Raw genomic sequence first — 24,327 nt, forward strand, 5'->3', positions numbered from 1 at the left:
CGCCTGTCACTTCACCTGCTGGTAGTTCTGCGCGTTGAAGGCGTCGAAGGGCAATTCGGCGATGCGGAACCAGAGCTGCTCCTTCTTCCAGTACGGCAGGAAGGAATCATAGAAGGTCTTGAAATTGGCGTTGCTGGCGGCCAGCTCGCCATACATCGCGAAAGCCTCCTTGAACGCCGCCGCCATCACCTCCTGCGGGAACGGCCGCAGCTCCGCGCCGGTGCCGGCAAGGCGAATCAGCGCGTCGGGATTGTTGTGGTCGTACTTGGCGACGCAGAGCGCATTGGCCTCGGCGCAGGCCGCTTCCACGATCGCCTTGTAGGAGGCCGGCAGCTCGTTCCACTTGTCCTGGTTGGCGAGGAAGCTGACATTGGCGTTCCCCTCCCAGAAGCCGGGATAGTAATAGTACTTGGCAACCTTCACGAAGCCGAGCTTCTCGTCGTCGTAGGGGCCGGAGAACTCGACGGCGTCGAGCGTGCCGCGCTCCAGCGCCGGGTAGATGTCGGCGCCGCCGATGGTCTGCGGCACGACGCCGAGACGCGCCATGATCCGCCCACCGAGGCCGGCGATGCGGAACTTCAGGCCCTTCAAGTCCTCCAGCGACTTGATCTCCTTGCGGAACCAGCCGCCCATCTGCGCGCCCGTGTTACCCGACGGAATGGTGTGGATGTTGTAGGTCTTCATGAAGGCGCGGCAGAGCTCGAGCCCACCACCCTGATAGAGCCAGGCATTCTGCTGGCGCGTGTTGAAGCCGAAAGGCAGCGAGGTCTCGAAGGCGAAGGCGGGGTCCTTGCCGATATAGAAGCTCGACAGGGTGTGGCTGCATTCGACGGTGCCGTTCTGCACGGCATCGAGCGCCTGCAGCGCCGGCACGATCTCGCCCGGCGCGAAGACCTGGATCTGGAAGTTGTTGTCGGTCGCCTCGGCGACGCGCTTCGCGACATGGGTCGAGATGCCGTAGAGCGTGTCGAGGCTCTTCGGATAGCTCGAGGTCAGGCGCCAGCTGATCTTGGGCTGCGACTGTGCGAGCGCGGGCGCGGCAATGGCGGCACTGCCCGCGGCTCCCGCTCCGGTGACCTTGACGAATTGACGACGATCCATGGGCAGTCCTCCGATCGATGCTCCCTTGCGAGGACGGCGAGCGCCGCGGGAGCATCGTTGGCGCCTAACTCGCATGCAGGTCGGGACGCGGCAAGAGCGCCCGACGCGCCGTCGCGATGCGCTGTGCGGCGATTCGGAGCGATCCGCGGCCCCGTTGGAGGAGCAGCAGGTCAAGGCGATGCCGACGAAAAAAGCAGCGCCCAGGAGGGCGCTGCCTTGTCGAGGATCGGAGATCGCGGTCTCAGTTCTTCGCGATGAAGCACTGCCCGCCCGCGGCCTGGAGCTGCGAGCACATCGAGGTCGCTCCATCGCGGGAATAGGGGCCGACGCGCAGCCGGTAGACGATCTTGCCGCCAGCGAGCTCCGTCCGACGGATGATCGGCGACTGGCCGTTGAGCTGCTGCGGGTATTTGCGCTGCAGCGCTGTGAAGGTCGCCTTGGCTTCCGCCTCGCTGCCAGGCGCACCGAGCTGAACCACAAAGTCGCCCGTGCCGGCGCGGATAGCGGCATTCGCGGGAGCCGGCGGAGGCGCCGCAGCCGCAAGCGGCGCACTGGCGAGGCGCATCGGCGGGACGGGCGTGGTCGCCGACGGCGTCGCGGCGCGCTCCTGGGCTTTCGGAGCCGGCGGCGCGGCGGCCGGCTGGCTCGTTCCCGCAGGAGCCGCCGCGATCGAACGGCTCGGTGCGGACCCGGTGGCGAGCGGACGGCTGCCATTGGCATCGGCAGCGGCCGCATTCTGCGCGGGAGTGCCGTCGGGGCGGATCGAGACCGTACGAACCTTGCGCGGCTCGCCGAGGCCCGGCACGGCCGGCATCGGCGTCAGGGCAGGCTCGGGCATCACGATGCTCGGCTGCGCCGCGCCTGCGTTCAGCGCCGGGGCCGCACTCGCCTCGCCCGCGGCGGAGCCTGGCCCGGGCAGCACGACCCGCGCCGGCATCGAGCGGGCGGCCTGCTGGATATCGACCGGCTGCTCCTGGTTGTCGACCAGCTTGGTCTGACCCTGCGGCGCCTCTGCCGAGCGCTCGTAGATCTGCTTGTTCTGATTCGGGACTTCGGTGCCCCCGGGATTCGTCGGCTCGACCTTGACCGGGCCGCTATCGGCCGCGATCACCGGCGGCTGGCCGGAGGTCGCGGACGAGCCGCCGCGCAGCAGCATCGCGCCGCCGACGCCGACGACGCCCACAGCGATCACCGCGGCGGCGGCCCACAGCCCCTTGCGCGAACGGCGCGGCTCGAGGTCAGGCAGGTCGTCCTCGGCATATTCCGGCTGGTAGGTCGCCTGTCCGGCGGCATAGCCGTGGGCCGGCATGTCGGCCTCATAGACCGGCTCCTGGTAGAAGCCCTGCGCCTCGTCGAGATCGCGCGGCTCCGGGGCGCCCTGCACCGGCATCGGCCGCGCATAGGCCGCCGGCGCTGGCTGGACGTAATCCTCGGCCGGCGCGGCGGGCCCCGGCTGATATTGTGGCTGCGGCTGATACTGCTGCTGCGGCCAAGACGGATCTGCCGGCGCAGGCGCGATCCGCCGCTCCGGCTCGGTCCGGCGCAGCAGGGCCTCGAACTCATCGAGCGCGCCGCGCATCTCGGCCGGCGGTTCGGAAACGGCCGGCGGCGCGGCGGCCGGGCGCGGCAGCACCACGGAGAGGCCGGGTTCCTGCCGCATCGCCGGCTGCGCGGCCTGTGGCCGCCGCTCGGCGAAGATGTCCCTGAGCGGGTCGTCCTGGCTGACGATGCGGGTCAGCTCCGCCAGCGGATCGGGCGACTGCGCGGGGCGCTGCCCCTGCCCGGCGCTCCGGAGCTGGCGCTCGAGATCTTCGAGATCGAGCGCGAAACGATTCCTAGCTGGCTCACTCATGGCATGATCCATTCCAGCACAAGCCGTTTCCTCCTATGGAAGAACCGGGAACTCTGTGCGGTCAACCTGACCTTGTGCGCGCCAGCGGAAAAGCGACCGTCAGCGCATCTCTTCCGGCGCCGCAACTCCGGCGACAGCCAGACCGGAAGCAAGGACGCTGCGCACCGCGTGCACGAACGCCAATCTTGCCAAGGTCGACTTTCGATCAGTTTGATTAACGAACCGTAATTGCGGCGAGTCCTTGCCCTTGTTCCAGAGCGAGTGGAAGGCGCTCGCCAGTTCATGCACGAAAAATGCGACGCGATGCGGCTCGTGCGCCGCTGCCGCCGCCTCGATCAACCGCGGATAAGCGGCGATCGACTTGACGATACCAACCTCCGCCTCGTCCGTCAGGATGGAAAGGTCGGCCTGCGACAATGCGGCCGGCGAGAGATCGAGATCCGGGAAGGCCTCGCGCGCCTGCCTGAAGATCGAGGCGCAGCGCGCATGCGCGTACTGCACGTAGAAGACCGGGTTGTCCTTCGACTGCTCGACCACCTTGGCGAGATCGAAATCCAGCGTGGCGTCGTTCTTGCGGAAGATCATCATGAAGCGCACCGCGTCGCGGCCGACCTCGTCGATCACCTCGCGCAGCGTGACGAAATCGCCCGAGCGCTTGGACATGCGCACCTGCTCGCCGTTGCGCAGCAGCCGGACGAGCTGGCAGAGCTTGACGTCGAGCGAGCCCTGCCCGTTCGTCACCGCCTTCACCGCCGCCTGCATGCGCTTGACATAGCCGCCATGGTCGGCGCCCCAGACATCGATCATCTCGGCAAAGCCGCGCGTGAATTTCGAGCGGTGATACGCGATGTCGTTGGCGAAATAAGTGTAGCTGCCGTCGGACTTCAGCAGGGGGCGGTCGACGTCATCACCGAACCGGGTGGCGCGGAACAAGGTCTGCTCGCGATCTTCCCAGTCCTCGTCCTTCTGGCCCTTGGGAGGCGGCAGGCGACCTTCGTAGACGAGATCGCGCGAACGCAGATCCTCGATCGTCTGATGCACGGCGTTGGTATTTCCGTCCCGCCCCTGCAGCGAGCGCTCCGAGAAGAACACGTCATGGACGACGCCGAGCGCGGCGAGATCGTCGCGGATCATCGCCATCATGCCGTCGATGGCCACCTGCCGGACGAGCGGGAGCCAGTCCCACTCGGCCTTGTCGCGCAACGCGTCGCCATACTGCTCGGCCAGTGTCTTGCCGACCGATACCAGGTAGTCGCCGGGATAGAGACCCTCGGGGATCGCGCCGATATCCTCGCCCAACGCCTCGCGGTAGCGCAGGAAGGCCGAGCGCGCGAGCACATCGACCTGCGCGCCGGCATCGTTGATGTAGTATTCCCGCGTCACGTCGTGGCCGGCGAAGGCAAGCAGGCTTGCCAGTGCGTCGCCGAACACCGCGCCGCGGCCGTGGCCGACATGCATCGGCCCTGTCGGGTTCGCCGAGACGTATTCGACGTTGATCTTCGGATCCGGCTTCGGCGCGCCGCGCCCGTAGTCGAGGCCCGCCGCGATCGCCGATCTCAGCACCGCGGTGAACACGGCAGGCTGCAGGGTCAGGTTGATGAAGCCGGGTCCGGCGATCTCCGCCTTCGCGATCTCGGCGTCCTTCGACAGCTCCTCGACCAGCAGCGCCGCAAGCGCGCGCGGATTGCTGCCGGCCTCCTTGGCGAGCACCATCGCGGCATTGGTGGCGACGTCGCCATGCGCCGGATCCTTGGTCGGCTCGACCACGACGCGCCCGAGATTGAGCCCGGCCGGAAGAGCGCCGCGCTCGGCGAGGACCGAAAGGGCGGCGTGGAGGCGGGCGGAATAGGTCTCGAACAGATTCATCGCGGTCTTGATCGTGAGGGAGAAGCCGCCCGGCCCTATCGCAGCGAGGGGGTGACGTCAAACAGCCGGCGATGCTCGTCGAGCGCGTACCAGTCGGTCATGCCGGCGATGTAGTCGGCGATGCGGCGCATGCGGCGCGCCTCGTCGAGCCCGTCGCATCCGGCCGCCCACTCCTGCGGCATCGCCCCGGGCTCGGCGCGGAAGCGGGCGAAGAGCTCTCGCACCACCTGCGCGGCCTGGGCCCGGATCGGCGCGATCCGCGGATGCCGATACATGTTGGGATAGAGGAAACCCTTGATGTCCCGGTCCGCCGTCTCGATCGCGGAGGAGAAGGCGACGACCGGCGCCGCCGCCCGGCGGATCGCGTCGGCATCCACCGGAGCGAGCCGCGCGAGGCGCGCCTGCGCTTCGCCGATCACGTCCTCGACGAAGCGGGTAATGATGCGGCGCACCAGTTCGTTGGTCAGCCGCGGCGCTTCCAGCCCCGGGTGCAGCCGCGCGATCTCGTCGAGCAGTTCCGCCAGGAACGGCACCGAGCGCAGTTCGGCATGGCCGAACAATCCGGCGCGCAACCCGTCGTCGATGTCATGGGCGTTGTAGGCGATGTCGTCCGCAAGCGCGGCAGCCTGCGCCTCGGCCGAGGCGTAGCTGTCGAGCCAAAGGTCCTGGCGATGCTGGTATTCGAAGATCGCCGCCGGGATGCCGGTCTTCGCATAGCGCGCCGTCGGCCGGCCTTCGCCGTCGAGCAGCGGCCCGTTGTGCTTGACCAGCCCCTCCAGCGTCTCCCAACTCAGGTTCAGCCCGTCGAAATCAGCATAGCGCCGTTCGAGCCGGGTCACGATCCGCAGGGTCTGCGCATTGTGGTCGAAGCCGCCGAACCCGGCCATGCATTCTTCCAGCGCATCCTCGCCGGTATGGCCAAAGGGCGTGTGCCCGAGGTCGTGGGCCAGCGCCAGCGCCTCGGCGAGATCCTCATCGAGGCCGAGCGCACGCGCCAGCGCACGCGCGATCTGGGCCACCTCGATCGTATGGGTCAGGCGCGTGCGGTAATGGTCGCCTTCATGCGAGACGAAGACCTGCGTCTTGTGCTTGAGCCGACGGAAGGCGGTCGAATGGATGATGCGGTCGCGATCGCGCTGGAACTCCCCGCGCGTGGCCGAGGCAGGCTCGCCGATCAGGCGCCCGCGGCTCCGGCTGGAGCGGCAGGCATAGGGCGCGCGCCAGCGCTCTCCGGGTTCGTGGCCGGCTGGCGGGAACGAGCCTTGTGATTGCGGCATGGCGGCCTCGTCGCGCCCGCCTGCTTGTGGAGGCGCTGCCGGGCCATTACCTTTCCGGGCAGCAAGGGTGCAAGGCGCATCTGCCCAGGGAGCCCCGAATATGTCGACCGATCTCGCGGTCAAGCCGCGCGGAATCGAAGTGACCGAAAGCGCCGCCAGGCGAATCCTGTCCGTGATGGCGCAGGAACCTCCGGGATCGATGCTGCGCGTGAGCGTCTCCGGCGGCGGCTGTTCCGGCTTTCAATATGTCTTCGACGTCGAGCGGGAAAAGGCGCCGGACGATCTCGTCATCGAGCGCGACGGCGCCACCGTCCTCATCGACGAAACCTCGCTCGACCTGCTCGAAGGCTGCACGATCGACTTCGTCGACGATCTCGTCGGCCAGTCCTTCCGGATCACCAATCCGAACGCGACGAGTTCCTGCGGCTGCGGCACATCCTTCGCGATCTAGCCTTTCAGGCCGCCTCTTCGGCCCCGCCGGCGCCGGGCGGCGTGGCCAGCCTGTCCAGTCGCTTGACCGAGGCGCCCAGAACGACGTCGCCAAAGGCGCGCACGAGGTCGACGTCGAGCTTGCCGCCCATTCCGACCAGCGTCGCGAAGGCGTCCGCGGGTGCCATCGGCGGCTTGTAGGAGCGCCGCTCGATCAGTGCCGCATAGATGTCGCAGATCGTCATGATCCGGACCGGATCGGATATCCTGTCGGCGCCGAGCCCCTGCGGGTAGCCAGAGCCATCGAGCAGTTCGTGATGGGAGAGCACGGCCGCTAGCACGGCCGGTGAAAAGCCGCCCTGGGCCACCAGCATGTCGTGGCCGATTTGCGGGTGCTGGCGCATCACGCCGCGCTCCTCCGCCGTCAACGGGCCCTCTTTGCGCAGGATCCCGAGTGGGATTCGCGCCTTCCCGACATCGTGCAGCACGGCTGCCGTCGTCATCAGCCGCCGGTCGCTTTCGCCGAAGCCGAGCTTGCGCGCGAAGGCGGCGACCAGGCCCGAGACCAGCAGGCAATGCTGGTAGGTCGCATCGTCGTGCTTCCAGACCAGATCCAGCCAGACGTCGAGATCCCCGCCATCGGCCGCCCGATTGATCGCCTCGACACTGTCGTCGATCGTCTCGACCGGCAGCGGCCCGCCGGAGCCGGCGGCATCGAGCAGTCCTGCGAGAGCGGCGGATGCCCTGACGAATCGCTTCTGCAGAACCGCGTTCGGCGTGTCCTCACGCAGCAGACCGAGCATGGCGCCGACCTTGTCGAGCAGAATTGGCGCCTGTGCCTCCGCCGGCAGGATGGCTTGCGCTCCGAGCGCGTTCGCCTGCATCTGGCTGCGCGGCGACATGTCCCGCAAGAGAAAGAGAGCCGGTGTGCCGGCCTGCCGATGCGCCGCCAGCGCACCGCGCGCCGAGCCGATCAGCTTGGGCTGCGAGAGGTCGAGATCGACGACGAGCAAGCGCCCGGCCGCCGCGCGCATCTGCTCGATTTCGGCGGGGCTGAAGGCTCTGCACGCCCCCCAGACAGAGAGCATGCGCTGCAGCGGCTGGCGCTGCTGATCACGATCGCTGAACAGAAGGACGATGACGCATGGTCTCCGGCTGACCAGCCAATCCTAGCGCAGCCGATTGACGAAGTGTAAAAATCGCGGCCGGAATCTGCCCAAATGCCGCGCAGACCCATGAAAACGCCGGCAAGATGCGATCTCTTTGCCGGCGTGCTTACCGAATTCTCAATCCGCTCAGTGCGCGGCGGCGACCCCGCCCGACTCCAGGCGAATCTCGGCTGCCATCAGCCCCTTCGGTCCCGGCCCGTAGCGCACCAGAACGGTCTGGCCGGGGATCAGCTCGACGAGCCCGTAGCGGCGCAGCGTTTCCATGTGCACGAAGACATCGGGCGCGCCCTCGCCCTTCGAAACGAAGCCGAAACCGCGCAGCCGGTTGAACCACTTCACCACCATGCGTTCCAGCCCGCTGGTCGCGGCGACGGAGACGTTGGTGCGGGCGAGCGGCATTTCGGAAGGATGCCGGGCAACCGTGGTGTCGATCGAGAGAACGCGAACGGCCTGGCGCCCGCGCGCCTTCTCCACCGCTTCGAGCACGATGCGAGCACCTTCGGCTATCGCGTTGAATCCGTCACGTTTCAGGATGGTGACATGGAGCAGGATATCCGCCCCGCCGGTCTCGGGAACCACGAAGCCGTAGCCTTTCGAGACGTCGAACCACTTGACGTATCCGGCGATCTCGATGGCGACCTCGGCCGTCCCCTGACCGGAGCCGTCGAGCCGCACGATGCGGTTGAGTGATTGAATCGGACCCATCGGTGGCCGCCCGCTCTCACCGAATTCGTCGGTCATGTGCCGCTCACCCCACGCACAACATCTTGATTCGTTGCACGACGATAGCACCGCTGCGGATTCGGGAAACAGCCCCCATCTTTTCGTCCACATGATCTGTGGCCGGGAAATGTCCGTGAGACCCTGATATTTGCGCCGGTCCGGCCTCTGCCGCCCATGACGCGGCGGAGCGTCAGCCCTGTCTTGCCGGGCCTCCCGGGCCGGACGCCAGAGGCGCCAGCGCTCTGCCGCTATCCGCCCGGATCACCAGATCCGCGATCGGGTCGAGTTCGGTCGGCTCGCGGTTGAGGATCACCAGCCGCGCGCCCTGGCGCTTCGCGATCACCGGCAGCGTCGCCGCCGGAAACACCACCAGCGACGATCCGACGACCAGGAACAGGTCGCATTCCAGCGCCAGCGCCTGGGCCCGCATCATCTGCTCCTGCGGCATCGCCTGGCCGAAGGAGATGGTCGCCGACTTCACCAGTCCCGCGCACATCAGGCAGACCGGCGGCTCCCCCGTCGCCTCGAAGACCGGGCGGATCGCCGCGAGCTCGTGGCGCCAGCCGCAGTCCAGACAGGTCGCATACGTCCCGTTGCCGTGAAGCTCGACGACCTTCTCGCCCGCGACGCCAGAGGCCTGGTGAAGGCCGTCGATGTTCTGCGTGACGATCGCCGGCGAGCGCCCGTCGGCAACCAGCGCGGCCAGCGCGATATGGCCGATATTGGGCTGTGCGTCACGATAATGGTCGTCCATCGCGAATTTGCGCCGCCAGGCTTCGATGCGCGCCTCGCGGCTTTGCACGAAGGCCTCGAACGGGATCGGCTTGTTCACCATCCAGGGCGAGCCGGGCGAACGGAAATCCGGCACGCCTGATTCCGTCGAGATGCCGGCGCCGGTGAAGCTGACGATCCTGTCCGCCCTGTCGAGCATGGCGTGGAGTTCGGCGATCGCATCCTCGGTCTCGTCATGCATTCGTTTCACCCGGTCGCTGGAGATGGCAGCCTCGCCCGATATGGCGAGGCGTTGCGACGGTTCCAAGGCGATTGACGCAAGGCCCGCGCCGCCGCAAAGCAGACAGACCATGCCGATGTCCTCGCCCGCCGCGCTGAACCCCGACCTTCTCGACACCGGCACCCCGCCCATCCCGGAGGCGCAGGGCTGGGCGCGTGCCTATGACGGCAGCCGCGGACCGCTCGTGGACCTTTCGCAGGCCGTGCCGGGCTCGCCCCCGCCCGATGCCCTGCTGCGCAAGCTGGCGGACGCGGCGGCAGAGCCGGGCAGCGCCCGCTATGGTGGCATCACCGGCGACGCCTCGCTGCGCGAACGCTATGCCGCCGAGATCTCCCGGATCTACGGCACCGCCTTCGCCCCGGCGGAAATCGCGATCACCTCCGGCTGCAACCAGGCCTATGTGGTGACGATGATGGCGCTGGCCCGTGCAGGCGACAACGTGTTGCTGCCGACGCCCTGGTACTTCAATCACGAGATGACGCTGACCATGCTCGGCGTCGAGCCGCGCCCGCTGCCCTGCACGCCCGGATCCGGCTTCGTACCCGATGTCGAAACGGCCGAGGCACTGATCGACGAGCGCACGCGCGCCATCGTTCTGGTCACGCCGAACAATCCGACCGGCGCCGTCTATCCGCCGGAGACGATCGCCGCCTTCGCGGCGCTCTGCGCAAGACGCGGCCTGTGGCTGGTGCTCGACGAGACCTATCGCGACTTCCTGCCCGAAGGCGTTGCCAGACCGCATGAAATGTTTGCCGCAAGCGGCTGGCAGGATTCCGTGATCGGTCTCTACAGCTTCTCGAAGGCCTACGCCGTCCCGGGCTGGAGGCTCGGCGCGATCACGGCCGGGGAACGGGTCATCGCCCAGATCGGCAAGGTGCTCGACTGCGTGCAGATCAGCCCGGTCAGAGCCGGCCAGGCCGCCGTGACCTGGGGCATCGACGGTATCCGCGCCTGGCGCGAGCGCAACCGCGCCGAGATCAACGCCCGCGCCAGCCTGTTCCGCGAGGCGATGGCGCCGCTGAACGGCTGGCGCGTGCTCTCGGCCGGTGCCTACTTCGCCTATGTCGCCCATCCCTTCGCCGGCGCGCGGGCAGCCGCCGTCGCCAGGCGGCTGGCGGAGGAGCGCGGCGTGCTCGCCCTGCCCGGCCCCTATTTCGGCCCCGGGCAGGAGGATCACCTGCGGATCGCCATCGCCAATGTCGCGGCCGACCGGATCGGCCTGCTCGGCGAGCGCCTGGCCGGATTGTCGGCTTGAAGCAGCCGCGTCAGCGGAACATCGCCGCGTAGCGATCGCGATAGGCCCAGACCAGCAGCAGGCCCAGCACCACGAGGATCGCCGCGACAGGCAGGCCCTGCGGGTTGATGGTGGCGTGGAACAGAACGATCACCGCCATGACCGGCGCGATCAGCGCAAGGCCGAAGGCCGGCGCGACGTTGAGCAGCAGGCTCAGCCCGCCGGCCAGGTTGACGACCTTGACGAAGGGCCAGAGGAAGCCGGAATTCTGCAGCGCCGTCTCGAAGACGACACCACGCTCGCTGGTCGGCGGGTGGATGAGCGTCGTCCCGGTCGCCAGCCACCAGAAGCCGTCGACGGCGCTGACGAGGAAGATGAGCCCGAGCAGGACGCGCGGGACGGTAACGAGAAGAATGCGCTGCATGGATGCCCCCAGCCGACAGAAAGACGGCCGGCCCGCAGGACTGCGGCGCCGGCCCGGATCTTGGTCGCGTCAGCCGTGCATCCGGTTCAACCGGCCGGCTGAGATCTACATCGTCGCGCCGATCTGCCAGGGCACGTATTCGGCGTCGCCATAGCCGAGCTCCTCGGACTTCGTCCGCTCGCCCGAGGCGACCTTGAGCAGCTTGTCGAAGATCTCGCGGCCCTTCTGCTCCAGCGAGACGCCGTCGAGCACGTCGCCGCAATTGATGTCCATGTCGTCGATCATCTTCTCGTAGATCGGCGTATTGGTCGCGAGCTTCATCGAAGGCGTCGGCTTGCAGCCATAGGCCGAGCCACGGCCGGTGGTGAAGGCCAGGATGTTGGCACCGCCTGCGACCTGCCCCGTCGCCGCGACAGGATCGTAGCCGGGCGTATCCATGTAGACGAAACCCTTCGCCTTCACCGGTTCGGCATAGTGATAAACCGCCGAAAGCGTCTTGGTGCCGCCCTTGGCCGCCGCGCCGAGCGACTTCTCCAGGATGGTGGTGAGCCCGCCCGCCTTGTTCCCCGGCGAGGGGTTGTTGTTCATGCTCATCCGGGCGCGCTCGGTATAGTCCTCCCACCATTTGATGATGTCGACGAGCTTCTCGCCGACCTCGCGCGTCGCGGCCCGGCGCGTCAGCAGATGCTCGGCGCCGTAGATCTCCGGCGTCTCGGAGAGGATCGCCGTGCCGCCATGCTCGACGAGGACATCGACGGCGGCGCCCAGCGCCGGGTTGGCGGTGATGCCCGAATAGCCGTCCGAGCCGCCGCACTGCAAAGCCAGCATCAGCTCGGAGGCCGGCACCGTCTCGCGCTTCGCCCGGTTGGCGATCGGCAGCATCACCTTCAGCGCCTCGATGCCGGCGGCGACCGCCTTCTTGGTGCCGCCCGTCTCCTGGATCGTGAGCGTCCGGAAGACGTCACTCTCGGTGACGCCGTAGGCCTCCTTCATGCGACTGATCTGGAAGCCTTCGCAGCCGAGTCCGACGACCAGAACCGCCGCCATGTTCGGATTGCAGGCATAGCCCCAGGTGGTGCGCTTCAGCACCTCGAAGCTCTCGCCGTTGTAGTCGATGCCGCAGCCCGTGCCGTGGGTCAGCGCGATCACCCCGTCGACATTGGGATAGTCGGCGAGCAAGCCGGAGCGCTTGACCTCCTCGGCCATGAAGCGCGCGGCCGAGGCCGAGCAGTTCACCGAGGTCAGGATGCCGACATAGTTGCGCGTGCCGGCCTTGCCATTGGCGCGGCGGAAGCCCTCGAAGGTCGCCTGCTGCTCCACGGGCAGCACGAATTCCGGCTTGGCCTCGGCGGCATAGGCATAGTCGCGCTCGAAGGCGTGGAAGCCGGTATTGTGTTCGTGCACCCAGTCGCCCGGCACGATGTCGGCCGTGGCGAAGCCGATGATCTGGCCGAACTTGCGGATCGGTTGATCCTTCGCGATCGGGGCGATCGCCATCTTGTGCCCACGCGGGATGCGCTTCAGCGCCTCGACGCCGGCGGCGGTCACGCCAACGTCCACCGGATCGACGGCGACGACGACATTGTCGGCGGCGTTGAGCTTGAGCGTTCGAGGCGGCGCGGATTTGTCGAGCATGGCGAACCGAAGATCCCTCTCACCGCAGCATACGGCGTTCCGCCTAGAGATGCGCTCAATCGCACCTGTTTTCAATCGGTTCAAAAGACGCCGCGGCCATGCGCCGGCAGGAAGGGTCGCCCGCCTGGGCGCGTATCCGCGCTCCGTAGCTGACGTCAACCGACACGGGAACGCGCTATATCGCCCCGCCAGCGTCGCAGCCGTCGAAAGGTGAGATCATGGATTCTCTTGCACAGATCGGCCTGGCGTTCGGCGCCTTTGCGCTCGGCATGCTCAGTCCCGGCCCGAACATCCTGTCCGTGATCGGAGCGTCGATGGCGCAGGGCAGAAAGGCCGGCATCGCGCTGGCGATGGGGATATCGGCGGGTTCGCTGCTCTGGGCGTCGATGACTGCGATCGGGCTCACCGCCCTGATCGCCGCCTATGCCGCCGCCCTGACGATCATCAAGATCGTGGGCGGCCTCTATCTGCTGTGGCTGTCGCTGAAGGCCTTTCGATCGGCTGCTTCGAGCCAGCCGATGCGCCGGGCCGGGGCGGACGAAGCCGACCATCCGGCGCTGTTCCTGCGAGGCCTCGTCGTCCAGATGACGAACCCGAAGGCCGCCCTGACATGGCTCGCGATCATGTCGATCGGCCTGCCCCAATCGGCCCCCGCATACGCCGCCGTCGTCATCGTCGCCGGCACCACCGTCCTCTCGGTGGTCGGCCATGTCGCTTACGCCGTGGCCTTTTCGAACAACGTGGTCGTCGCGGCTTATGGCCGCGCGCGCCGTTGGATCGATGCCGCGCTCGGAGTGTTCTTTGGGCTGGCGGGCTTGAAGCTGCTGAGCGGCCGGGCTTGAGCAGCGGCGCATCGGAAACGCCCGCGGCCTTTGCGACAAGGCCCTACCGCACAAACAAAAACCCCGGCCTTGCGGGCCGGGGCTCTAAAACGCAACTGAACTCTAGGGAGCACCGGCGGCGCGGAAGAGCCGCGCCACTGGATCAGTCGCCGCAGATCACTTGCCGGCAGCAGCCGGGACGGCCTTGGCGACGATGCCTTCGAACGGCTTGTAGGCGTCCTTGGCGAGGGCGGTGTAGAGCTCGCCCATCTTGGTCATCTGGGCGACGGCGCCCTCGAAAGCGGTCTTGACGTAGTCGGCCTGGATCTCGAGCGCCTTGTCGAAGGTCTTCACGCCAGCGAGCTTCTCGAGCGTGGCGGTGCCGGCCTCGAAGGACTTCTTGGCATAGTCGGTGGCCTCGACGGCGATGGTCTGGACACCCTTGGAGGTGGCGCCGAAAGCCTTCAGGGCGGCGTCGACGTTGTCCTTGGAGGCTTTCTGGAAGGTCTCGAACTGCTGCATCATGGTTTTCTCCTGGCACTCTGGGGTGCCGACTCTGGTGGCGAGCCGCGCGGCTCGGTCGTGTCGCCCCAAGGTCGTATGAAGAGATCACCACCGGGGACTGCCGCTATATTGTGCAGCGCAACATGAATGTCAAGAGAACGCTGCAATGCACCAAACGCAGATCGTTCCGACCGCAACCGTTCAACTTTTAACGGCTCCGTAACCGCATCCCCCTAACCTCTCCTGCTGTGTCCTTCGCGCCACGTCATGGCGCGCGGGTCGGACTTGTGAGTTCTGAGTTCGGGGCGTTTCATGGTTTTTGGTTGCGTTGGGTTGCGGCGGCCGCGTCTGCGGGTCGTCGCCGGACTGATCGGGGTGGTCGCCGTCGCAGCTACGATGGCCGCCTCCCCCGCAGAGGCGCGCAAGCGCCGCCATCACGCCTCCGGCGGCGGTTACACGCCGCCCTATGCCGCGATGGTCGTCGATGTGAAGAGCGGCCGCACGCTACATGCGGTGAACGCCGACGCGCCGCGTATCCCGGCATCGCTGACCAAGGTCATGACGCTCTACCTGCTGTTCGAGCAGATGGAGCGCGGCCGGCTCGACATGGATTCCGAGCTCAAGGTCTCGTCCTACGCCGCCTCCCAACCTCCGACCAAGCTCGGCCTTCGCGCCGGCACGACGCTGTCGGTCGGCGACGCGATCCGAAGCATGATCACGCTCTCCGCCAACGACGCCTCCGTCGTGGTGGCAGAGAACATCGCCGGCTCCGAGGACGCCTTCGCGGAGATGATGACGCGGAAGGCGCGGTCGCTCGGCATGAGCTCGACGCGGTTCTACAACCCGCATGGCCTGCCGCATTCGCCGCCGAACCTGACGACGGCGCGCGATCTGACCATCCTCGCCCGTGCCATCCAGGAGCGTTTCCCGCGCTATTTCCCGCTCTTCCAGACGCGCGCCTTCCAGTACGGCAGCCGCACGATCCGCGGCCATAACCGCCTGCTCGGCAAGGTCGAGGGCGTCGACGGCATCAAGACGGGCTATACCCGCGCCTCCGGCTTCAACCTGATGACCTCCGCCAAGTCGGACGGCCACCAGATCGTCTCCGTCGTGCTCGGCGGCCGTTCCGGCGCCTCCCGCGACAAGATCATGACCGATCTCGTGCTCGCCAACCTGCCCCGGGCCGCGACCGGCGGCCATTCGTCGGTGATGGTCGCCGAGGCGCCCGAGCGCGAGGAGCGTCCGCGCCCCGAGGAGCGCGTCCGTCCGGAGGAGCGCCCGCGCGTCGCCGCCGCCGAACCGGTTCCCGTCCCCGTTCCCCGGCCCGAGACGGTCGCGGCGCCGCTGCCGGCCGTCGCCCGGGCCTATGCCCCGATGCCGACCCAGACCCCGATCGCGCCGCCGCGCCCGGTTCCCGCCGGCCAGCCGCTGCAGATCTCCAACATGCGCCCGGTCACCGCGACCACGACGCCGTCGGCGATGCGCTGGTCGATCGGCGCCCAGCCGGCCGATGCCAAGGTCCTGCGGCCGCCGGCGAATGTCGACACGACCTCCTCGATCGCCAAGCTGCCGGAACCGGTCGCGGCACCGGTGAAGGTCGCCGAGGCCAAGGCCGAGCCGGCCGCCACCAGCGTCGCCCGCAAGGCCGAGCCCGCACCCGTCCGGGTCCAGGCGCCCGAGCCCGCTCCGGCCATGTCGCACCAGGCCGCCGTCGTCGCCTCCGGCAAATGGGTCATCCAGCTCGGCGCCACCGATGACGAGTCCAAGGCCAAGGAAATCCTGGCCCGCGCCCGGGCCAAGGCCGCGAGCTCCCTCGCCAGCGCCTCGCCTTTCACCGAGAAGGTCGAGAAGGGCGGCTCCACGCTCTTCCGCGCCCGCTTCGCCGGCTTCGACGACTCGAAGGAGGCGCAGAGCGCCTGCGCCAAGCTGAAGCGCGGCGGCTTCTCCTGCTTCGCCACGAAGAGCTGACCGGTCCGGGAAAGGAGTTCATGCCATGTCGCCGACCTACTCCCAGAACCCGGCGCTACCCCCGCTTCAGAAGGACGTCCTTGGCCTGATTGACGCGAGCGGCAAGGCCGCTCGTGCCGCCGGCATCCGGGTGAATGCGCTTCATCAGAGCCCGGTGGGCTTCGCGGATCGCCTCCTCGCCCGCCCCCGCCTGAAGCCCCAGGATCTCGTAGGCCTCCTGCTGCGTCATCGCGCCCGCGCCCGGCGCGCCGCGCTGCCCAGGGTCACGGTCACCCTGAGCGTCTTCACGCCAGCCGGGCGACCGGCGGTCGAGATATGCCTCTAGCAGCCGGGCCCCATCCGGGTCCCGCGCCAGACAATCCCGCATCAGCGCGCTGAGCTCGGCCGGTTCGAGGCTGTCCAGGTCGCGCCCCGCATAGGCGCCGCTCCGGACCTTGCCGCGCATCGCGCCGCTGTCATGGTCGAGCTCCATCTCCAGCAGGATCGACCCGACCTTGGAGGTGGCGCCCGGCGTCGGCCCGCCGCGGTCGGCCCAGGGAAAGCGGATGCCGCCCGGGCCCGTCGCACTCCAGCCGAGCAGCCAGGCGCCGATGCCGCCGAGGAAAACGGCCATGTCCATGCGGCCGCGCGCCATCAGCAGGGCGGCGACGCCCAGCGATGCGACGCCCCCCGCCGTCTTGCCGAGCTTGGCGAGGACCTTCGGATTGGCCCCGGCGAAGAGCTTCGCCAGCCACCAGACCAGGATCAGGACGGCGACACCGTAGAGCAGGCTCACCGGCGCGGCCCTTCCATCGACGCCAGCAGCCCTTTGACGGCCGGGCTCGCCGCAGCCAGCCGCAGCATCGCCTCGCGCCCGCCGGCGGCATAGGCGGCCGCGCCGCGCAGCAATTCGAGAAGGGAGGCCGGCGCGCCGACATCGAAGCGCGCATGCGCGCCGCCCGTCAGCCGGGCGATCATGGCAAAGGCCGTGCTCGCCGCCGGATCATGCCCTTCCTGGAAGGCAAAGCCGCGAATGCCGCGCAAACCGAGTTCGCCCGCCAGCGCAGCAAGCGCGTCGGCGTCCTCCTCCATCGCATCGCCGACGAGCACGAAGGCGCGGATCGGCACGCTGCGCGCCTCGTCCCTGACATGCCGCAGTACCCTGGCGATCTGGGTCTGGCCGCCCTCGCAGGCGATCCGCCCCATCAGGCCCTTGAGGCGCTCGGGCTCGCCGACCCAGCCGGAGGCGCGGCACTCGCCAATGCCGCGGAAATAGACGAGCTGCACCGCAAGGCCGCCGCTCTCCGCCGCCACCTCGAACATTCTCCCCTGCAACGTGCAGGCGAGATCCCATGTCGGCTGCCGGCTCATCGTCGCATCCAGCGCGAAGACGAGCCGCCCGGCCGTCCCGGCAGCCAGCGGCGCCAGCCGTTTGGCCGCGCCGAGAAAGCGGTCGATGTCGCCCGGCTTCGATGTCTCCGCCGGCGTGCTGCCGGTGGCCTTCCCTACGGCCCGGTCGTTCCGTTCGCCCATGATCTGCCGGCGGCCTTCCTGAATCGCGTCGTCTCCGGATCCTGATATTGGCCAGCGCGGCCGCATTTGCTACCCGTCCGTCGGATGGAGGAGACGATTGTGGCTGGGATCACGATTTTCGAGACGGTCGCGGCCATGCGTGAAGCGGTCGGCGGCTGGCATGCGGCCGGCGAAGAGGTCGCGCTGGTTCCGACCATGGGCGCCTTGCATGAAGGCCATATCGCGCTCGTGACGGAAGGTCGGCGCCATGCGCGACGCATCATCGTCTCGATTTTCGTCAACCCGACGCAATTCGCGCCGCATGAGGACTTCAAGAAGTATCCGCGCACCTTCGACGAGGATTGCGCCAAGCTCGTCGCCGCGGGCGCGGACGCGGTCTTCTTTCCCTCGGTCGAGGAGATGTATCCGGCCGGCTTCGCGACCCGCGTGCTGCTGCTGGGCCCGGCCGCGGTCGGGTTGGAAGATCGCTTCCGACCGACCCATTTCGAAGGCGTCGCAACGATTTGCTGCAAGCTCTTCACCCAATCGCGCGCCGATTATGCGATCTTCGGCGAGAAGGACTACCAGCAGCTCAAGGTCGTCACCCGCATGGCTGAAGATCTCGATCTCGGCATCCGCGTCGTCCCGCTCGCGACGATCCGCGAGGCGGACGGGCTCGCCATGTCCTCGCGCAACCGCTATCTCTCGGCCGAGCATCGCGCCCTGGCGCCGGCCCTCCATCGCGTGATGCAGGACCTCGCGGCCCGCATCCGCAACGAGGATCCGCTCTTCCAGGCGGTCGCCGACGCCCAGAATGAGATCATCACCGCCGGCTTCGAGCTCGACTATCTCGAAGCCCGCCACGCCGAGACGCTGGCCCCGGTCACCGCCTTGACCGACGGGCCGATCCGGTTGCTGCTCGCTGCGCGCATCGGCAGCACGCGATTGATCGACAACATCGCCGTCTGAGCGGCGGCCGCGGCAGTGCGCCGAAGCGGCGCCACGGCTTTGCAGACCCGCCCGGTCCAGCGCCTTCCCAACGCCCTGCGCTGCCGCGCGCCGGACAGAGCGAGTGCCCATGGCCGCATCGCGGTCAATTATCTTGATCATCAAGATAAATCGGGTCATGCTCCGCTCGCGCATTGTTGCAAGGAGGAGTCGGGATGGCGCCAACAGCTGCGGAGATTGTCATTGGACTGGCGATCCTGGCCGCCGCGATCGAAATCGGCGGCGGGCTCTATGAGTTCATCGTGATCGACCCGGCCTGGCCGCGCCGTCCCACGCTGGTTCAGCCGATGCATGGCGGAGTATCGCGCAAGCGCTTCTGGATCCCGGCGCATATGGTCTTCGAGATTCTGCTCCTCGCGGCGCTGACGGTCGCCTGGGGAGACGGGGATGTCCGGCGTTTGCTGCTGCTCGCGCTCGCCGCCCATGCGGCGATGCGCCTCTGGTCGGCCTTCGACTTCATTCCGAAAGCCCTCGCCTTCGAGCGGGCCGAAGCGGCAACCTTCTCTCGGGAAGCAGCGCTGCGCTGGACCCGCCGCAGCCGCTTCAGGATGCCGCTCGATCTCGCGACCTTGGCCGCGCTGCTCGCGGCCTTCTGGACAGCGATACAGAAGGCCGGGATCTGATCGCGATGCCCGATCGCGACAAGGATGAGCTGCTGCGCCTGCTCGGCGACGCCATGAGGCGGATGGGAGCGCAGAGCGTGCTCAGCAGCGCCGCAATGGCCAAGCATTTCGGCCTGCATCCGACCGATCTGGAAGTGCTCGACCTCATTTTCCTGCGCGAGACCGTCACGGCCGGCGCGCTCGCAGCCGCCACCGGCCTGACGTCGGGCTCGGTGACGGCACTGGTCGACAGGCTGGTGGCGCGCGGCTACGTCGCCCGCCGCCGCGACGAGGCCGATCGCAGACGGGTGCTGATCAGCGTGGAACGGGCTGCGACGGCGCCGATCGAGGCCGCCTACGAACCGCGCCGCATCGCCATGCAGGCACTTTGGTCGAGCTTCGACCACGAGACGCTCCGCCTGGTCACCGATTTCCTGACGCGCAGCACCGATCTGCTCGTGCGATCGACCGAGGAGATCGTGGCAGCCGACAGCGCAAGGGTCCGCGGGAGGGCGGCGCCGAGCTAGCGCGACGCAGACCCCGAGGGCGGCGATTACAGCAGCCCCAGCACCGCCAGCTCGCGCCGCATCGCCTCCGGCATCTCGCCGAGATCGCCGCCATGCTCGGCGAGATCGCGCGGCGCGTCCTTGGCCTGCAGATAGCGCCAGCCCTGGAACGGCCGGAAGGGGCGCGGCTCCACCGGCACGACCACCGGCTCCATCACCAGATGGCAGCGGCCGATCCCCTCCGGGTCGGTGAAGGGCCTGATGTCGATCAGGCGCTGGCGGGCCCCGATCTGGCCCTTGATCACCCAGTAGAGCGAGCCGCCGTCGAGGATGTCCTCGATCTTCTTCGGCACCATGCGCGTCGTGTGCAGTTGTTCGATCGGCTCTCCGCGCGCCCGGCGCTGGTCCATCCGTTCCTCGATCCACTCCTCGAGATCGGTGATCGATTCCGCGCCAACGCAGAGCTTGAGCAGGTGAAGGGCCATCGCCACAAAATAATCCCCGGCGGAGCGCCCGGCCAGCGGCCGCCGCGCTTCTCCACAGCCCGGCTTCAGGCACGGTGGGCCAGCACGTTGACGAGCCGCCCGAAGGGATCGCGCAGAAAGAAGCGCCGCACGCCCCACGGCTCCTCCGCCGGGCCATATTCGATCGGGAACCCGGCCGCCTCGACCTTTGCCAGAACCGAGTCTAGGTCCTCCACTTCGATCGACAGATCCGGCACCGGCGCGCCCGAGCCGCCCTCGCCCGCAAAGCTGAGTTGGGCACCGGCCGGGTCGCCGCCGGCCGCGTAGGTCTGGATCCAGCCATGGTCCATGACGGGGTGCATGTCGAAAATGCCGCCGTAGAAAGACTTCGCGCGGCCCGGTTCGGCGGTTAGCATGTTCGCCACGATACGCTTCACCGTCATTCACTCCTCCCGGACAGGCCACGGACACGTCATCATGCGCGGACTTGCAGACAAGGTCATCCTCGTCACCGGCTCCTCGACCGGCATCGGCTATGCGATGGCGGAACGGCTGGTCGCCGAAGGCGCGAAGGTCGTCATCCATGGCCGCGACAAAGCCGAGGTCGATGCCGCCGTCGCCCGACTCGGCTCCGCCACCAAAGGGACGACGGGCGACCTCGCCGAGCCCGACACGGCACAGGCCATCATCGACGCCGCCATCGACGCCTTCGGCCGCCTCGACGGGCTGGTCAACAATGCCGGCATCTATCCGCGCGGCATCCTCGGCGAGACCACCGCGGCGTTCTTCGACCACATCTTCGCGATCAACACCCGCGCTCCGCTGCTCTGCGCGGAGGCGGCGATCCGCGCCTTCCGCCGGCAGAAATCGCCGGGCGCCATCGTCACGGTCGGTTCGATCAACGCCTATTGCGGCCTGTCGAACCTCACCGTCTATTCGATGTCGAAGGGCGCGCTGATGACGATGACGCGCAACCTCGCCAACACGCTCGGCCCCGAGCGCATCCGCGCCAACCAGCTCAATGTCGGCTGGACCTGGACCGCCAACGAGGACGCGACCCAGCGGCGCGAGGGCCGTGAAGCCGGCTGGCAGAACCATCTTCCGCTGCGCGATGCCCCGACCGGCCGCATCATGCAGCCGGAGGAAATCGCCGCCCATACCGCATTCTGGCTGTCCGACGAGAGCGCACCGGTCTCCGGCCAGATCTACGAAGCCGAGCAGTTCCCGGTGATCGGACGGGGATGAGCCGGGTATCCACGAAGGTCTTCGAACACTGGCTCGCATGCTGGGGCCTTGTCCCGGCTGGCGAGCCGATCAGGACCCATGCCAGCCACCTGCTGCCCGTGAAACGCGGCGGCCTGCCGGCGATGCTGAAACTCCCGGATGTCGAGGACGAGCGGCGCGGCTACCTGCCCCTGGAGTACTGGAACGGCGACGGCGCCGCCCGCCTGCTTGCCCGCGGCGAGGATGGCGAGGCCATGCTGATCGAGCGTGCCACCGGCCGGCGATCGCTTGCGGCCATGGCCCGCAGCGGAGCCATGGGTGACGATGAAGCCACCGCCATCCTCTGCGATGCCATCGCATCCCTGCAGAAGCCGCGAGACCCGGTTCCCACGGGGCTGATCCCGCTGGACGTCTGGTTCAAGGACCTCGCTCCCGCAGCGGCGAAGCGTGGCGGTCTGCTCGGCCGGGCCGCGGCCGAGGCGAGCGAGCTGCTGGCGGCTCAGCAGGAGATCACGCCGCTCCATGCCGATCTGCATCACGACAACGTCCTCGATTTCGGGGAGCGTGGCTGGCTCGCCATCGATCCGAAAGCGGTGATCGGCGACCGCGCCTTCGAATACACGATCCTGTTCTGCGACCCGGACCTCGCCGATCCCGAGCCGCCGGTCGCCGTCGCGCCGGGCGCCTTCGAGCGCAGGCTGGAGATCGTGCTGGCGAAATCCGGGCTGGAGCGTCGGCGATTGCTGCGCTGGATCATCGCCTGGTGCGGTCTGTCGGCCAGCTGGTTCCTCGAAGACGAAGACCCGCTGGCGGAAATCAACCTGACGATCCTGGCACAGGCCGCTGCTGCGCTGGACGCGTAGCATATCGTCGCGCTCGCCCGCGTGGCGAGCAGCCCTTCTCCAGCTCCGCCTCCGATGGACGAGCAGGTGGCTGGTCGGGACAAGCCGGCGCACGACGAACAGCGGTTGAATCAAAAACGAAACGGTCGGCCGCAACCGATTCCGCCGGCTCGCCTATTCTCCGAGCACGACCACCTTCGCACCCTCGGCGACCTGCATCCCGGGTTCGCCGGCGACCTCGCTGACCGTGCCGTCGCGCGGGGCGGTCAGCACATGCTCCATCTTCATCGCCTCGACGATGGCGAGGCGCTGGCCCTTGGTCACCGCTTCGCCCGGCGCGACGAACAGCGCGACGAGCTTGCCATGCATCGGCGCCTTGACCACGCCGCCGGAGCCCGCCGCGGCATCGAGATCGACGCTGAAGGGATCGAACAGCGACACGGCCGTCTGCCGGCCGCGATGCAGCGCGTACCAGGTGCCGCCCTCGCCCTCGGCCAGGGAAACCTCATGCTCGCCCTCGCCGATCTCGTGGCCCGGCAGGCTGACGCGCGCGTCCTCGCCATGCCATTCGATCCGGGCCTCGACCCGCTCGCCATCCACCAGCAGCGGCAGCCCCAGCGGCTGTCGCGGCATCAGCGAGAAGGCATCCGGGTCGAGCCAGGGCGAGCGCGCCTCGCCCTCCGCGCGCCCGGCCGCCTCGACGATCCCGACCTCCTGCCGCTCTTCTTCCAATTGCAAGGCGGCGGCCGCCACTGCCGCTGCATCGAGCGGCTGCGGTTCGGCGCCGAGCGCGCTGATATTGCGGTCGATGAAGCCGGTATCGAACGGCCCCTTCCGGAAGCCCTCCGCCTCGGTCAGCTTCTTCAGGAAGGCGAGATTGGTGCGCGGGCCGGCGACCACCGTCTCGCTCAGAGCCGCGCCGAGCCGGTCGAGCGCCTCGTCGCGCGTCGCGCCATGGGCGATCACCTTGGCGATCATCGGGTCGTAGAACGGTGTCACCGTATCGCCGGCCTCGACGCCGGTATCGATGCGGATGCCCTCGCCATGCGGGAAACTCAAGGCCCAGAGCTTGCCCGTCGAGGGCAGGAACCCCTTCTCCGGATCCTCCGCATAGAGCCGCGCCTCGACGGCATGGCCGGACGCCGTCACATCGGCCTGCGTGAAGCCGAGCGGCTCGCCGGCCGCGACCTTCAGCTGCAATTCGACGAGGTCAAGCCCGGTGATCGCCTCGGTCACGGGATGCTCGACCTGAAGACGTGTGTTCATCTCCATGAACCAGAAGCCATCGGCCTTCAGTCCGTCGCGCCCGTCGGCGATGAATTCCACCGTGCCGGCTCCAACATAGCCGACAGCCTTGGCGGCCTCGGTCGCGGCCTTGCCCATCGCGGCGCGGACCTCCGCGCTCATGCCCGGCGCGGGCGCCTCCTCGATCACCTTCTGGTGGCGCCGCTGCAGCGAGCAATCACGCTCGTAGAGATGCACGACATTGCCGTGGCCGTCGCCGAAGACCTGGATTTCGACATGGCGCGGCGAGAGCACGTATTTCTCGACCAGCACGCGCGCATCACCGAAGGCGTTTTGCCCCTCGCGCTGGGCGCTGGTCAGCGCATCGTCGAAATCCTCGGGCCGGTCGACCTTCTTCATGCCCTTGCCGCCGCCGCCGGCGACCGCCTTGATCAGCACGGGGTAACCGATGCGCCGCGCTTCCGAGCGGAGGAAATCGGCGCCCTGCTCGGCGCCGTGATAGCCCGGCACCACCGGCACGCTCGCCTTCTCGACCAGCGCCTTGGCGGCGTCCTTCAGGCCCATGGCCCGGATCGCGGAGGCCGGTGGGCCGACGAAGACGATGCCCGCCGCCGCGCAGGCATCGGCGAATTCGGCATTCTCGGAGAGGAAGCCGTAGCCCGGATGGATGCAGGCGGCGCCGGCCTGTTTCGCGACCGCGAGGATCTTGTTCGCATCGAGATAGCTCTCCCGGGCAGGCGCCGGGCCGATATGATAGGCCTCGTCCGCCATCTGCACGAACAGTGCCTCGGCATCGGCATCGGAATAGACGGCGATGGTGCGCAGGCCGAGCCGCCTTGCCGTGCGGATCACGCGGCAGGCGATCTCGCCGCGATTGGCGATCAGGATGGAAGGCAGCTTGGCGGCGATCGTCATGGCGGCGGCATCCTC

At 68.2% G+C, this 24,327-nt stretch carries 24 protein-coding genes; 9 read left to right on the forward strand and 15 right to left on the reverse strand.

Annotation, left to right across the window (positions count from 1 at the left end):
- Nucleotides 1–6: 6 nt before the first annotated feature.
- The 4 genes from BGO20_RS06210 to BGO20_RS06225 form a co-directional block, all read right to left on the reverse strand.
- Entirely contained in the window at nucleotides 7–1,101 is a 1,095-nt protein-coding gene (locus tag BGO20_RS06210; protein WP_291661850.1) for a TRAP transporter substrate-binding protein, read from the reverse strand.
- Between the two features lie 241 nt (nucleotides 1,102–1,342).
- The gene (locus tag BGO20_RS06215) at nucleotides 1,343–2,953 is read right to left on the reverse strand and encodes an SPOR domain-containing protein (protein ID WP_291661848.1); all 1,611 of its coding nucleotides are present in this window, start codon (nucleotides 2,951–2,953) and stop codon (nucleotides 1,343–1,345) included.
- A 99-nt stretch (nucleotides 2,954–3,052) separates the two neighbouring features.
- Entirely contained in the window at nucleotides 3,053–4,819 is a 1,767-nt protein-coding gene (gene argS / locus BGO20_RS06220; protein ID WP_291661846.1) for an arginine--tRNA ligase, read from the reverse strand.
- 35 nt (nucleotides 4,820–4,854) lie between these two features.
- The gene (locus BGO20_RS06225; protein ID WP_291661844.1) at nucleotides 4,855–6,096 is read right to left on the reverse strand and encodes a deoxyguanosinetriphosphate triphosphohydrolase; all 1,242 of its coding nucleotides are present in this window, start codon (nucleotides 6,094–6,096) and stop codon (nucleotides 4,855–4,857) included.
- Between the two features lie 100 nt (nucleotides 6,097–6,196).
- Between BGO20_RS06225 and BGO20_RS06230 the strand changes: the two genes are divergently transcribed.
- Complete coding sequence (locus tag BGO20_RS06230) at nucleotides 6,197–6,547, forward strand: HesB/IscA family protein (RefSeq protein WP_291661842.1); 351 nt, start codon at nucleotides 6,197–6,199, stop codon at nucleotides 6,545–6,547.
- Nucleotides 6,548–6,551: 4 nt separating this feature from the next.
- On the opposite strand, the gene BGO20_RS06235 is transcribed toward BGO20_RS06230, so the two are convergent.
- The 3 genes from BGO20_RS06235 to BGO20_RS06245 all read right to left on the reverse strand — a co-directional run bounded on the left by BGO20_RS06235 (nucleotide 6,552) and on the right by BGO20_RS06245 (nucleotide 9,390).
- Nucleotides 6,552–7,559 carry an HD-GYP domain-containing protein gene (locus tag BGO20_RS06235; RefSeq protein ID WP_291661840.1) on the reverse strand — a complete coding sequence of 336 codons (1,008 nt, stop codon included), beginning with the start codon at nucleotides 7,557–7,559 and terminating at the stop codon, nucleotides 6,552–6,554.
- 261 nt (nucleotides 7,560–7,820) lie between these two features.
- A complete protein-coding gene (locus BGO20_RS06240) occupies nucleotides 7,821–8,435 on the reverse strand; it encodes a cold-shock protein (RefSeq protein ID WP_440144231.1) in 615 nt (204 codons plus the stop codon).
- A gap of 172 nt (nucleotides 8,436–8,607) precedes the next feature.
- Entirely contained in the window at nucleotides 8,608–9,390 is a 783-nt protein-coding gene (locus tag BGO20_RS06245; protein WP_291661838.1) for an SIR2 family NAD-dependent protein deacylase, read from the reverse strand.
- Nucleotides 9,391–9,499: 109 nt separating this feature from the next.
- On the opposite strand from BGO20_RS06245, the gene BGO20_RS06250 reads away from it, so the two are divergent.
- Complete coding sequence (locus BGO20_RS06250; RefSeq protein WP_291661836.1) at nucleotides 9,500–10,684, forward strand: aminotransferase; 1,185 nt, start codon at nucleotides 9,500–9,502, stop codon at nucleotides 10,682–10,684.
- Between the two features lie 10 nt (nucleotides 10,685–10,694).
- Here BGO20_RS06250 and BGO20_RS06255 read toward each other — a convergent pair whose 3' ends face one another.
- Nucleotides 10,695–11,087: a hypothetical protein gene (locus tag BGO20_RS06255; RefSeq protein ID WP_291661834.1), complete on the reverse strand. Its 393-nt coding sequence runs from the start codon at nucleotides 11,085–11,087 to the stop codon at nucleotides 10,695–10,697.
- Between the two features lie 105 nt (nucleotides 11,088–11,192).
- A complete protein-coding gene (locus BGO20_RS06260) occupies nucleotides 11,193–12,722 on the reverse strand; it encodes a UxaA family hydrolase (RefSeq protein ID WP_291661832.1) in 1,530 nt (509 codons plus the stop codon).
- A 218-nt stretch (nucleotides 12,723–12,940) separates the two neighbouring features.
- Here BGO20_RS06260 and BGO20_RS06265 point away from each other — a divergent pair, with 218 nt between their 5' ends.
- Nucleotides 12,941–13,564 (forward strand): LysE family translocator, encoded by a 624-nt coding sequence (locus tag BGO20_RS06265; RefSeq protein WP_291661830.1) that lies wholly within the window; start codon nucleotides 12,941–12,943, stop codon nucleotides 13,562–13,564.
- Between the two features lie 156 nt (nucleotides 13,565–13,720).
- Here the strand turns inward: BGO20_RS06265 and BGO20_RS06270 are convergent, their stop codons facing one another.
- Nucleotides 13,721–14,068, reverse strand: a complete 348-nt coding sequence (locus BGO20_RS06270; RefSeq protein WP_291661829.1) for a phasin family protein — start codon at nucleotides 14,066–14,068, stop codon at nucleotides 13,721–13,723.
- Nucleotides 14,069–14,443: 375 nt separating this feature from the next.
- Here BGO20_RS06270 and BGO20_RS06275 point away from each other — a divergent pair, with 375 nt between their 5' ends.
- Entirely contained in the window at nucleotides 14,444–16,015 is a 1,572-nt protein-coding gene (locus BGO20_RS06275; protein WP_291661827.1) for a serine hydrolase, read from the forward strand.
- A 55-nt stretch (nucleotides 16,016–16,070) separates the two neighbouring features.
- Here BGO20_RS06275 and BGO20_RS06280 read toward each other — a convergent pair whose 3' ends face one another.
- Together BGO20_RS06280 and BGO20_RS06285 are read right to left on the reverse strand one after the other, a co-directional pair.
- A complete protein-coding gene (locus BGO20_RS06280; RefSeq protein ID WP_291661825.1) occupies nucleotides 16,071–16,790 on the reverse strand; it encodes a DnaJ domain-containing protein in 720 nt (239 codons plus the stop codon).
- Nucleotides 16,787–17,527 carry a VWA domain-containing protein gene (locus tag BGO20_RS06285; RefSeq protein ID WP_291661823.1) on the reverse strand — a complete coding sequence of 247 codons (741 nt, stop codon included), beginning with the start codon at nucleotides 17,525–17,527 and terminating at the stop codon, nucleotides 16,787–16,789. The genes BGO20_RS06280 and BGO20_RS06285 overlap by 4 nt, the downstream gene beginning before the upstream one ends.
- A gap of 84 nt (nucleotides 17,528–17,611) precedes the next feature.
- Here BGO20_RS06285 and panC point away from each other — a divergent pair, with 84 nt between their 5' ends.
- From panC to BGO20_RS06300, 3 genes are all read left to right on the forward strand, one after another.
- Entirely contained in the window at nucleotides 17,612–18,475 is an 864-nt protein-coding gene (gene panC, locus BGO20_RS06290; RefSeq protein ID WP_465246000.1) for a pantoate--beta-alanine ligase, read from the forward strand.
- A gap of 194 nt (nucleotides 18,476–18,669) precedes the next feature.
- Nucleotides 18,670–19,137: a hypothetical protein gene (locus tag BGO20_RS06295; protein WP_291661821.1), complete on the forward strand. Its 468-nt coding sequence runs from the start codon at nucleotides 18,670–18,672 to the stop codon at nucleotides 19,135–19,137.
- A 5-nt stretch (nucleotides 19,138–19,142) separates the two neighbouring features.
- Entirely contained in the window at nucleotides 19,143–19,643 is a 501-nt protein-coding gene (locus BGO20_RS06300) for a MarR family transcriptional regulator (protein WP_291661820.1), read from the forward strand.
- Between the two features lie 26 nt (nucleotides 19,644–19,669).
- Here BGO20_RS06300 and BGO20_RS06305 read toward each other — a convergent pair whose 3' ends face one another.
- Nucleotides 19,670–20,107 carry a DUF1489 family protein gene (locus BGO20_RS06305; RefSeq protein ID WP_291661818.1) on the reverse strand — a complete coding sequence of 146 codons (438 nt, stop codon included), beginning with the start codon at nucleotides 20,105–20,107 and terminating at the stop codon, nucleotides 19,670–19,672.
- Nucleotides 20,108–20,172: 65 nt separating this feature from the next.
- Nucleotides 20,173–20,529 carry a VOC family protein gene (locus tag BGO20_RS06310; protein WP_291661817.1) on the reverse strand — a complete coding sequence of 119 codons (357 nt, stop codon included), beginning with the start codon at nucleotides 20,527–20,529 and terminating at the stop codon, nucleotides 20,173–20,175.
- A 34-nt stretch (nucleotides 20,530–20,563) separates the two neighbouring features.
- On the opposite strand from BGO20_RS06310, the gene BGO20_RS06315 reads away from it, so the two are divergent.
- Entirely contained in the window at nucleotides 20,564–21,331 is a 768-nt protein-coding gene (locus tag BGO20_RS06315) for an SDR family NAD(P)-dependent oxidoreductase (RefSeq protein ID WP_291661815.1), read from the forward strand.
- A complete protein-coding gene (locus BGO20_RS06320; RefSeq protein ID WP_291661814.1) occupies nucleotides 21,328–22,173 on the forward strand; it encodes an aminoglycoside phosphotransferase family protein in 846 nt (281 codons plus the stop codon). Before BGO20_RS06315 ends, BGO20_RS06320 begins: the two co-directional genes overlap by 4 nt.
- 153 nt (nucleotides 22,174–22,326) lie before the next feature.
- Here BGO20_RS06320 and BGO20_RS06325 read toward each other — a convergent pair whose 3' ends face one another.
- Complete coding sequence (locus tag BGO20_RS06325; protein WP_291661812.1) at nucleotides 22,327–24,312, reverse strand: acetyl-CoA carboxylase biotin carboxylase subunit; 1,986 nt, start codon at nucleotides 24,310–24,312, stop codon at nucleotides 22,327–22,329.
- Nucleotides 24,313–24,327 lie beyond the last annotated feature (15 nt).

The sequence above is a fragment of the Allobosea sp. 67-29 genome (assembly GCF_001898115.1).
In the GTDB taxonomy this organism is placed as follows: Bacteria; Pseudomonadota; Alphaproteobacteria; order Rhizobiales; family Beijerinckiaceae; genus Allobosea.

Coding starts and splice junctions, on each gene's coding strand:
- BGO20_RS06310 (WP_291661817.1), bottom strand. CDS start 20,529: ATGACGGTGAAGCGTATCGTGGCGAACATGCTAACCGCCGAACCGGGC.
- BGO20_RS06315 (WP_291661815.1), top strand. CDS start 20,564: ATGCGCGGACTTGCAGACAAGGTCATCCTCGTCACCGGCTCCTCGACC.
- BGO20_RS06215 (WP_291661848.1), bottom strand. CDS start 2,953: ATGAGTGAGCCAGCTAGGAATCGTTTCGCGCTCGATCTCGAAGATCTC.
- BGO20_RS06305 (WP_291661818.1), bottom strand. CDS start 20,107: ATGGCCCTTCACCTGCTCAAGCTCTGCGTTGGCGCGGAATCGATCACC.
- BGO20_RS06240 (WP_440144231.1), bottom strand. CDS start 8,435: ATGACCGACGAATTCGGTGAGAGCGGGCGGCCACCGATGGGTCCGATT.
- BGO20_RS06210 (WP_291661850.1), bottom strand. CDS start 1,101: ATGGATCGTCGTCAATTCGTCAAGGTCACCGGAGCGGGAGCCGCGGGC.
- BGO20_RS06325 (WP_291661812.1), bottom strand. CDS start 24,312: ATGACGATCGCCGCCAAGCTGCCTTCCATCCTGATCGCCAATCGCGGC.
- BGO20_RS06300 (WP_291661820.1), top strand. CDS start 19,143: ATGCCCGATCGCGACAAGGATGAGCTGCTGCGCCTGCTCGGCGACGCC.
- BGO20_RS06320 (WP_291661814.1), top strand. CDS start 21,328: ATGAGCCGGGTATCCACGAAGGTCTTCGAACACTGGCTCGCATGCTGG.
- BGO20_RS06295 (WP_291661821.1), top strand. CDS start 18,670: ATGGCGCCAACAGCTGCGGAGATTGTCATTGGACTGGCGATCCTGGCC.
- BGO20_RS06245 (WP_291661838.1), bottom strand. CDS start 9,390: ATGCATGACGAGACCGAGGATGCGATCGCCGAACTCCACGCCATGCTC.
- BGO20_RS06255 (WP_291661834.1), bottom strand. CDS start 11,087: ATGCAGCGCATTCTTCTCGTTACCGTCCCGCGCGTCCTGCTCGGGCTC.
- BGO20_RS06230 (WP_291661842.1), top strand. CDS start 6,197: ATGTCGACCGATCTCGCGGTCAAGCCGCGCGGAATCGAAGTGACCGAA.
- argS (WP_291661846.1), bottom strand. CDS start 4,819: ATGAATCTGTTCGAGACCTATTCCGCCCGCCTCCACGCCGCCCTTTCG.
- panC (WP_465246000.1), top strand. CDS start 17,612: ATGGAGGAGACGATTGTGGCTGGGATCACGATTTTCGAGACGGTCGCG.
- BGO20_RS06265 (WP_291661830.1), top strand. CDS start 12,941: ATGGATTCTCTTGCACAGATCGGCCTGGCGTTCGGCGCCTTTGCGCTC.
- BGO20_RS06285 (WP_291661823.1), bottom strand. CDS start 17,527: ATGGGCGAACGGAACGACCGGGCCGTAGGGAAGGCCACCGGCAGCACG.
- BGO20_RS06270 (WP_291661829.1), bottom strand. CDS start 14,068: ATGATGCAGCAGTTCGAGACCTTCCAGAAAGCCTCCAAGGACAACGTC.
- BGO20_RS06260 (WP_291661832.1), bottom strand. CDS start 12,722: ATGCTCGACAAATCCGCGCCGCCTCGAACGCTCAAGCTCAACGCCGCC.
- BGO20_RS06250 (WP_291661836.1), top strand. CDS start 9,500: ATGCCGATGTCCTCGCCCGCCGCGCTGAACCCCGACCTTCTCGACACC.
- BGO20_RS06225 (WP_291661844.1), bottom strand. CDS start 6,096: ATGCCGCAATCACAAGGCTCGTTCCCGCCAGCCGGCCACGAACCCGGA.
- BGO20_RS06275 (WP_291661827.1), top strand. CDS start 14,444: ATGGCCGCCTCCCCCGCAGAGGCGCGCAAGCGCCGCCATCACGCCTCC.
- BGO20_RS06235 (WP_291661840.1), bottom strand. CDS start 7,559: ATGCGCGCGGCGGCCGGGCGCTTGCTCGTCGTCGATCTCGACCTCTCG.